This is a genomic window from Verrucosispora sp. SN26_14.1, from assembly GCF_004307965.1.
In the GTDB taxonomy this organism is placed as follows: domain Bacteria; phylum Actinomycetota; class Actinomycetes; order Mycobacteriales; family Micromonosporaceae; genus Micromonospora.
On record NZ_SISL01000262.1, the window covers coordinates 1 to 8,297 of the forward strand.

At 72.9% G+C, this 8,297-nt stretch carries 9 protein-coding genes; 4 read left to right on the forward strand and 5 right to left on the reverse strand.

The window, feature by feature from the left end; translation table 11 throughout:
- On the forward strand, positions 1-1,071 hold a 1,071-nt coding region (locus EYA84_RS20885; RefSeq protein ID WP_236145878.1), incomplete at its 5' end, for an endonuclease/exonuclease/phosphatase family protein.
- 18 nt (positions 1,072-1,089) lie between these two features.
- Here the strand turns inward: EYA84_RS20885 and EYA84_RS20890 are convergent.
- Positions 1,090-1,884 carry an NPP1 family protein gene (locus tag EYA84_RS20890; protein ID WP_201272440.1) on the reverse strand — a complete coding sequence of 265 codons (795 nt, stop codon included), beginning with the start codon at positions 1,882-1,884 and terminating at the stop codon, positions 1,090-1,092.
- 347 nt (positions 1,885-2,231) lie between these two features.
- Complete coding sequence (locus EYA84_RS20895; RefSeq protein WP_131054739.1) at positions 2,232-2,858, reverse strand: hypothetical protein; 627 nt, start codon at positions 2,856-2,858, stop codon at positions 2,232-2,234.
- Between the two features lie 222 nt (positions 2,859-3,080).
- On the opposite strand from EYA84_RS20895, the gene EYA84_RS20900 reads away from it, so the two are divergent.
- Positions 3,081-4,100 carry an ion transporter gene (locus EYA84_RS20900; protein ID WP_131054740.1) on the forward strand — a complete coding sequence of 340 codons (1,020 nt, stop codon included), beginning with the start codon at positions 3,081-3,083 and terminating at the stop codon, positions 4,098-4,100.
- 97 nt (positions 4,101-4,197) lie between these two features.
- Here EYA84_RS20900 and EYA84_RS20905 read toward each other — a convergent pair whose 3' ends face one another.
- Both EYA84_RS20905 and EYA84_RS20910 read right to left on the reverse strand, forming a co-directional pair.
- On the reverse strand, positions 4,198-4,962 hold the full coding sequence (locus tag EYA84_RS20905; RefSeq protein ID WP_131054741.1) for an ABC transporter permease: 765 nt from the start codon (positions 4,960-4,962) through the stop codon (positions 4,198-4,200).
- On the reverse strand, positions 4,959-5,702 hold the full coding sequence (locus EYA84_RS20910) for an ABC transporter ATP-binding protein (RefSeq protein ID WP_131054742.1): 744 nt from the start codon (positions 5,700-5,702) through the stop codon (positions 4,959-4,961). The genes EYA84_RS20905 and EYA84_RS20910 overlap by 4 nt, the downstream gene beginning before the upstream one ends.
- Positions 5,703-5,812: 110 nt before the next feature.
- Between EYA84_RS20910 and EYA84_RS20915 the strand changes: the two genes are divergently transcribed.
- Together EYA84_RS20915 and EYA84_RS20920 are read left to right on the forward strand one after the other, a co-directional pair.
- Positions 5,813-6,916: a sensor histidine kinase gene (locus EYA84_RS20915; protein ID WP_201272441.1), complete on the forward strand. Its 1,104-nt coding sequence runs from the start codon at positions 5,813-5,815 to the stop codon at positions 6,914-6,916.
- Positions 6,913-7,557 carry a response regulator transcription factor gene (locus EYA84_RS20920; RefSeq protein WP_131054743.1) on the forward strand — a complete coding sequence of 215 codons (645 nt, stop codon included), beginning with the start codon at positions 6,913-6,915 and terminating at the stop codon, positions 7,555-7,557. Before EYA84_RS20915 ends, EYA84_RS20920 begins: the two co-directional genes overlap by 4 nt.
- A 4-nt stretch (positions 7,558-7,561) precedes the next feature.
- On the opposite strand, the gene EYA84_RS20925 is transcribed toward EYA84_RS20920, so the two are convergent.
- Positions 7,562-8,297 (reverse strand): Gmad2 immunoglobulin-like domain-containing protein (locus EYA84_RS20925; RefSeq protein WP_236145879.1); only part of this gene is annotated, 736 nt, incomplete at its 5' end.

The following is an 8,297-nucleotide window of genomic DNA, read 5'->3' on the forward strand; positions in this document are numbered from 1 at the left end:
CGTTGCCGACCGGTTCGAGCGGGCTGGCGGCGCTGGCCGACGGTGCTGTGGCCGGCCGCCGCCGGGCTCTGGCTCGCCTTCACCGTCGCGCACCGGGCACTGAGCGGGCGGTGGTGGCTCTGGCTCGCCGTGGACACCGTGCCGCCACCGGCCTTCCTGCTGGTGCCCCTGGTGCTGGCGGCCGGCGCGGTGATGAGCCGCCGTCGTCGTGTGGTGGCGGTGCTCGCCGCCCTGGCGTTGCTGCTCGGCGCCGGGCTCAGCGGCGTCAACGTGCGCTGGTGGCAGGGCGGCGACGGCCCCGCCCCGGCCGACGCGGTACGCGTCTTCTCCTGGAACACCGGCTACTGGGACTCCGGCGGCGAGACCGAGACGATGTACCAGGTGCTGCGCGACGCCGACGCCGACGTCTACCTGTTGCAGGAGTACTGGTTCGAGCAGGGCCGGCCGACGCAGGCGACGCTGGACCGGCTGCGCGCCGAGTTCCCCGGCTTCCACGTGGTGGTGGTCGGCGAGCTGGTCACCCTCTCCCGGCTGCCGGTGCTGCGGCAGGCACCGCTGGAGCCGGTCGGCCTGCCGCCCGAGGTCGCGGCGGCCGGCGACGAGTGGCGCTACAAGACGCTGCGGACCGACCTGGACCTGGGTGGCGGGCGGGTGCTCTCGGCGTACAACCTGCACCTGCCGGTGCAGCTCTCCCCGCAGCACGGCCCCTTCGACGCCGCCTTCTACCGCATACTGCGTGAACAACGGGCCCAGCGGGAGCCGCAGTGGCGGGCGCTGGCCCGCGACGTTCGTGACAACCCGAATCCGGTGCTGCTCGCCGGTGACCTGAACACCACGCCGGCAATGGGCGACCTGCGTAAACTGCCCGACGGCCTGCGCGACGCCGCCCACGCCATGACGACGCCGTACCCGGCCAGCTTCGCGGCCCGACCCGGCTGGCCGCACTGGTGGCGACTCGACTGGGCGCTCGCCTCGCCGCAGGTCCGGGTGCACTCCTACCGCTTCGGCGACGCGCGGGGCGTCTCCGACCACCGCACCCAGGAGCTGGTGGTGTCGCTGGGCGACCGGTGAGCGAGTCGCCGCTCGCCCTCAGGCGTACGCGTCGAACGGGATGCCGGCGGGCTTGGCGACGCCGAGCAGGTACTCGAACGCCCCATCCTTGATCTTGATGCTGGCCGCGCCGAAGTCGGCCGCCATGAGACTGTTCCGCAGATCCAGGCTGGGCCAGCCGTGCCAGTCCACCACCGGCGGGTAGTGCCAGGTGCCGTAGTGGTTCTCCGGCGGCTCGTCGTTGCCGTTGGCGAGCCGGAAGAAGTGCGTCGATGCGCCGTCCTTGTGATAGACCACCTTCGGATGCGTGCCGTCGAAGCGCACCTGGGAGCGCGGGTAGGTGCGTCGACTGCTGTGCTGAGTGGTGGTCACGTACTCGACCCGGTCGGTGACCTGGTCGACCCAGGAGATCACGTGTTCCCAGTCGTGCCGGTGACCGCCGAGGCCACTGCCGTGCACCGCCTGGTCCTTCTCGAAGTAGCTGGCGTACACGATCGCGCACCAGCCGTTGTTGCACTTCGACCGCGCGTACGTCTGCGACATGTCCAGGTCGGACCGGTCCCGGCAACTGCCGTTGATCGCCCCGGTGGTCCGCAACCCGCCGTTGATCCGGCCGTCCGGGCTGATCGCCGAGACCGCGTAACAGCCGTCGGTGTCGTAGTCGTAGGCGGGGGAGAAGGACGACTCGTAGCCGCCCGCGTGGTGCGGCAGGTTGGGCAGCGAGTTGGCGTACGCGGGCGCGGCGGGCACGAGGACCGCGAGCGCGGCCAGCCCGGCCAGCAGTCGGGACAGGGGGCGACGCCGCCGGACCGGCGGGTGTGCGTGCGGTGTCATCTCTCGCCTCTCCGGACGGCGGCGTCGGGCCGGCGTCTCCATCGACGTGTGGCCATGTATCTCACGGTGCGGTGGCGCGCGTCAACGAAAACGCGAGGAATCCTCGCTGACTTGTGGGTGTCGGGCGGGTCCGTCCACAGCGGCCGGACCGGTTGCCGGGTGCCATGCCGGCGCGGTGAGCGGTGTCGGCCGTGCGTGATCCAGCCGTCCGGCTCCGGTGGGCGCTTGCCTGCTCCGCGGTGGAGCGCATTCCAGACTTGGTGGGGAGATTTGTTGTCGCTCCAGCGACAACAAATCTCCCCACCTCGTACCGGGTCCGGGGTTCGTGCCAGGTCCGAGGTCCCGCGCTAGAGGATCAGGCCCGCGTGGCGGCCGGTGCGGCGGCGGACGTGGCCGCGCCAGCCGGCGAGCAGGGCGATCACGGCCCAGCCGAGGGCGCCGAGAACGAGGCTGCCCACCTTGCCGGCGGAGTCGACCCGGTCGGCGTCCCGCAGGGCGATCCGTCCCTCCGGGTCGGTCAGCACGGTGAGCGTGTCGCCGACCCGGTAGCCGGGGGAGCTGCCCTGGTACACGAGCGGTTCGTCGAGCGGGCCGGCCGCGCCGCGCAGGGTGAAGGTGTGCCGCTTGCCGCTGGCCTCGGAGTCGACGATCGTCACCTGCTGGCGGACGCCGCGCTGCTCCAGGGCCAGGTCGGGGGCGAGCTGCACCGAGCCGACGAGGACGAACAGGGCCGGCAGCAGGGAGAGCAGGGCCAGCCAACTCGCCCGGTGCAGGAGATGGACGCCGGTGGCGAAGGCCAGGCAGAGGAGTACGCCGGTCACGATCGGGATCACCCGGGTGCCTGCGGAGGCGTACCCGATGCCGGTGTTCAGCGCGACGGCGGCGACGCCGAGGAACAGCAGCAGCGCGGTGCGGCGGACCGACCGGCCGGCGGTCCAGGAGCCCGCGAACTCGGTGGCGACGGAGGTGGACACGACGGAGATCGTAAGGGCGGCTGTCCAGCCGCCCACCGCGCGAGCGTGCCCGGCGCGACGGCCCGGGGGGCGGAGTCGCGTGGCCGTGAGGGCCGCTGCGCGACCGTCTCCGGCGGCGCGCCGTGGTGAGCTGGGATCCGTCCTATGTGGCCGGTCCGGCTGCCCGGCCTGTCCCGGGATGTCATAGGCTGCCGTCCGGTCGTGAGCCGGTCGAGGAGTAGCATGACGCGTACTGTCCGTGGTCCGTTGCGCCGGCTCGCCGTGCGCTGCGGGGCCGTCGTCGGCGCGCCCTGGTTCAACCTGGCCAGCTTCGCCGTCGTCATCGTCAACGCGGTGGCGTTGGGCCTGGAGACGTACGGCAACGTCGTGGCGACCGTGGGCATCGGGCTGCGCGCCGTCGAGTACGTCTGCATCGCGTTGTTCGTGCTGGAGTTGCTGATGCGGTTCGGTGCGCACGCCACCGCCCCGGCCGGTTTCTTCCGGGACCGGTGGAACGTGTTCGACCTGGTGATCGTGGCCGCGCCGCTGCTGCCCGGGGTGCGGGAGAACGTGACCCTGCTCCGGTTGCTGCGGCTGGCCCGGATCGTGCGGGCGTTCCGGCTCTTCCCGAGTCTGCGGGTGATCCTGGTGGGCATCCGGCGCAGCCTGCCCGGTCTGGCCAGCTTCCTGCTGGTCACCGCGTTGCTGCTGTACGGGTACGCGATGCTCGGCTGGATGCTGTTCGGCGCCGCCTACCCGGAGGAGTACGGCACGGTCGGCCAGGCCATGCTCACGCTGTTCCTGCTGTTGTCGTTGGACGGGATCACCGACACGCTCCAGGCGGGCCGCGACGTCACCGGGTGGGCGGTGCTCTACTACGTCTCCTACATGGTGGCCGCCTGCTACCTGTTGACCAATCTGCTGGTCGGGCTGGTGCTCACCGCGTTGCAGGAGGCGCACCAGGACGAGCAGGTCGCCGCGCAGCGGGCCGGTCGGCCGACGGGCGGGCACGCCGAGGACGAGCCGTCGGTGCGGGAGCAGTTGGCCCGCGTACAGGCGATCATCACGGACCTGGAGCGGCGGCTGCCGGAACCGGTCCCGGTCGGTCCGCCGACCGCCGCGCCGGAGGTCGGGACGCTCGTCCTGCCGCCGGTCCCACGGCGGGGCCGGGAAGCCGACATCGCCGGGACCGCCTCCGCGCCGCCGGGCAGCGTTCGTGACCAGCGGAGGGCCCGGACCAGGAACCGCCGCAAGCGGCGCTGACCGCGCTGCCGTACGCGGCGCCGGCGGTGCCCCCGCGTACGGCCGCCCCGGGACCGCCCGGCGGCCCCAGGGCGGCAAGGCTGCCTGGCGGCGCGGGTCACTCCCAGCGGAACAGCAGGCCCGCCACGGTCGCGCCGAGGAGCACCGTCACGCCGAGGCCGAGCAGTTGCCCGAGCCCGACCGGCGTGCCCTCCCAGGCGGCGCCGAGAGCCTCCACGGAGGCGCCGAACGGCAACAGGCGACCGATGTCGGCGAGCGGGCCCGGCAGCGAGCCCGGTCCGCCGAACATCCCGCCCAGGGCGCCGAGGACGAAGAACATGACCAGGCCGATGGCGACAGCGGAGTTCGGGGTGGGCGCGACCGCCGCGACGATCATGCCGGCGCTGTACATGGCGGCCATCGCCAGTGCCGCCACGCCGAGGGTCGCGCCGACGTCGACCGGCGCGTTCGCGTCGAACACCAGGAAGGCGAGCGCGACGGCGGCGGCGATGCCGACGACCGACTGGAGCACGCTGACGATCACCTGCGCGGCCAGCACCGTCGCCGGCGAGGCGGGCGTGACGCCGAGCCGGCGCAGGATGCCGGAGCGCCGGTAGTAGGCCAGGAAGCTCGGCATGTTGATGATGCCGATGATCGCGATGACCATGGTGAGCACGAGCGGGAGCACGAACAGGTCCAGCGCGGTCAGCCCGCCCGAGACCTCCTGCTCGTTCGCGGAGCCGGCGCTGGTCAGCATGATCAACAGCGGCAGGCAGAGCGGGACGACCAGTCCGGGGGTGTCCCGGATGACCATCTTCGCCTCGCAGCGGATCAACGTCAGCAGCGACCGCATCCCCGGTCGGTGGGCGACGACGGTGGTCATGCGGCGTCCTCCAGGTCGAGTTCCTTGCCGGTGAGCGCGACGAACGCGTCGTCCAGGCTGGCGGCGCCGGTCTGTGCGACCAGCCCGGCGGGAGTGTCGGTGGCGACGACCCGGCCGGCGTCGAGGACGGCGACCCGGTCGCACAGCCGCTCGACCTCCTCCATGGCGTGACTGACCAGCAGCACACTCACCCCCTCGGCGCGGAGCTGCTCGATCGTCGCCCACATGCGGCGGCGGGCCTTCGGATCCAGGCCGGTGGTCAACTCGTCGAGGATCACCACGCGGGGGCGGCCGGCCAGCGCCAGGGCGATCGAGAGCCGCTGCTGCTGGCCGCCGGAGAGCTTCTCGAACGTCGCCTTCCGGTGCGTGGTCAGATCGACCATGTCCAGCAACTCGTCGGCCGGGCGAGGGTCGGGATAGAAGCTGCGGTACAGGTCGACGAGTTCGGACACCCGCAGCGCGCCGTGCAGGTAGGCGTGCTGGAGCTGCACCCCGAGCACCTGCCGTACGCGCCGCCGGTCCGCCCGGGGATCGAGTCCGAGTACGCGTACCCGCCCCCGTTCGGGTACGCGTAGCCCGGCGATCATCTCGACCGCCGTGGTCTTCCCGGCTCCGTTGGTGCCGAGGACGCCGACCGCCTCCCCGACGTCGACCCGGAGACTCACGTCGGCCACGGCCCGGGTCGATCCGTAACTCCTGGCGAGGTTCTCGGCGAGGATCGCCGGTTCGGCATCGGTCATGCCTCGACGCTACGGACACCCCGACCTGGCCACCTGTCCCAGAAGTCACCTCCCGGGGGCATGACTTCCGGCACGGGTGCGCCCGACACGGGCCGCCCTAGAGTGGGGTCGTGCGACGTTTCGGGACGGAGGAGTGGTCCGGCATCGCCATGCTCGTGGTCGCGGTCGGCGTCGCCGCGCCCGTGCTGTTCGGGGCCGTCGACACCGAGATCCCCCGGGTTCTGTGGATCGCGCTGTTCCTCCTCCACCTCGTCGCGCTGCTCACCTCGCTCGCCATCGAGCGGGCCGGTCCGCTGCGTACCGGGGCGTTCGCGGTGGCCGTGCTGGCGTCCTGGGCGGTGGTTCTCGCACTGCCCAACACGGGGCTGCTGCCGGTGCTGCTGGTGCTCACCGCAGCGGTCAGTGTGTACCTGCTGCCCCTGAAGGTGGGGCTGGTCCTCGTCGCCCTCAACACCGTGGTGATCGCCGTGGGCCTGCCGCCGCCCGCGCTCCGGTCGGCGGAGGCGGTCGTGGTGGTCGGCTTCTACCTGCTCATCCAGTTGGCCAGCCTGCTCAGTTCGAGCACCCTGCTCCGCGAGCAGCGGATGCGCCGCGAGTTGGCCGAGGCACACGTGGAGTTGCAGGCCGCGAGCGTGCTGCTCTCCGAGTCCGCCCGGACCGCCGAGCGCCTGCGGATCTCGCGGGAGCTGCACGACCAGATCGGTCACCAGTTGACCGTCCTGACGCTGGAACTGGAGACGGCCCGGCACCTCGACGGCGAGGCGTCGCGTACCCACGTGGAACGGGCCGACCGGGTCGCCCGCGAACTGCTCGGCGACGTACGCGCCACGGTCGGCCGGCTGCGGACCGAACCGCCCGACCTGGAGCAGGCGTTGCGGCGGATGGCCCGCGACCTGCCGGGACTCGACGTGTCGGTGGACGTCTCGCCGACCGTGCGGGTCGACGAGGAGGAGAGCGCGGCGTTCGTGCGGGCCACCCAGGAGATCGTCACGAACACCATCCGGCACGCCGGGGCGCGGGAGTTGTGGATCTCGGTGACCGCCGACGCCCGGGGCACCGTGCTGGAGGCCCGCGACGACGGGCACGGCGCACCGGACCTGGTGCTCGGCAACGGGCTGCGGGGGCTACGCGAACGCTTCCAGGCGCTCGGCGGTGACCTCGCCGTCGACGGGCGGACCGGATTCCGGGTGACCGCGCGGGTGCCGGCGGCATGACCCGGGTGGTGGTGGTCGACGACCAGACGCTCATCCGGCAGGGCATCCGGGGGCTGCTGGAGGTCGCCGACATCGACGTGGTCGGCGAGGCCGACGACGGGCGGGCCGCACTGGCGGTCGTCGCCGAGACCACGCCGGACGTGATCCTGCTCGACCTGCGGATGCCCCGCTTCGACGGCATCTGGACGCTCGAACGACTCCGCGCCGCCGAGGTCGAGATCCCGGTGCTGGTGCTGACCACGTTCGACGACGACGAGCTGGTGCTGGCGGCGCTGCGCGCGGGCGCCCGTGGCTACCTGCTCAAGGACGTGACGCTGGACCAGCTCACCCGGGCCATCCGCACGCTCGCCGACGGCGGGACGCTGATCGCCCCGTCGATCACCGACCGGATGCTGCGGGCGATCCGGTCGGGGCCGTCACCGGCCGGGCCGCACGCCGGGCCCGTACCCGGCCTCACCGAACGCGAGCAGGAGGTGCTGCGGCTCGTCGCGCACGGCTACAGCAACCGGGAGATCGCCGAGGTGCTGTTCCTGGCGGAGGGGACCGTCAAGAACCACGTCTCCACCATCCTCACCAAGCTCGGCGCGCGGGACCGGACGAACGCGGTGCTGCGTGCCCTGCACGAGGGCCTCCTCGACTGACGGCTCACCGGGTGGCGGCCACCGTCACCGGTACGGCGACCAGCTTCGTCCGGGACCCGTCGGCGGCGGACACCTCGTACGCCTCGACGGTGCCGGGCTGCTCCCGGGCCGACCGGTAGGCGAGGGTGAGCCGGTAACCGCCCCGGCAGCCGGTGCCGCAGGTGGCGGTGGTGAAGCCGGTGGCGAGGGTGCGACCGGCGGCGTCGAGCAGCCGGACGCTGACCGTCGCCTCGAACACGTCGGCGCTGCCGGAGACGGTGATCGGGCTGCTCACCCGTGCGCCGATGACCGGCTCGGCGACCACCACCGGAGACAGCAGGTCGGCGTACTCGGCCTGGCCGGCCGGTGCGGCGGTGCCGAAGTCGACCCGCCGAACGGTGGCGAACTGGGTGAGCGTGTAGACCACCTGCGCCTCGCACAGCCGTGCGTCGGCCGGATCGGGCACGTCGGGCAGACGTACCGTGGCGACCCCGGCGGCGATCCGGCTCACCTGCGCCCCCTCGGGCAGCAGCGTGACCAGACCGGTGTCGGCCTCCGGACGGGTCGGTCCGGCGGCCAGCTCGGCCAGCGCCAGGCGTGAGGTGGCGGGCGTGGTCGGCCGGGTACGCCGGGTCGGGGCGAGCCGTCCGTCCCGGACGTACCACAGCTCCAGGGTGAGCGTCGCGGCCCGGGTGGTCGGCGTTCCGGCGTGCGGTGGTGCGGAGCCGGGGCCGGTGGCGGTCGGCGGCGTGCCGGGGGTC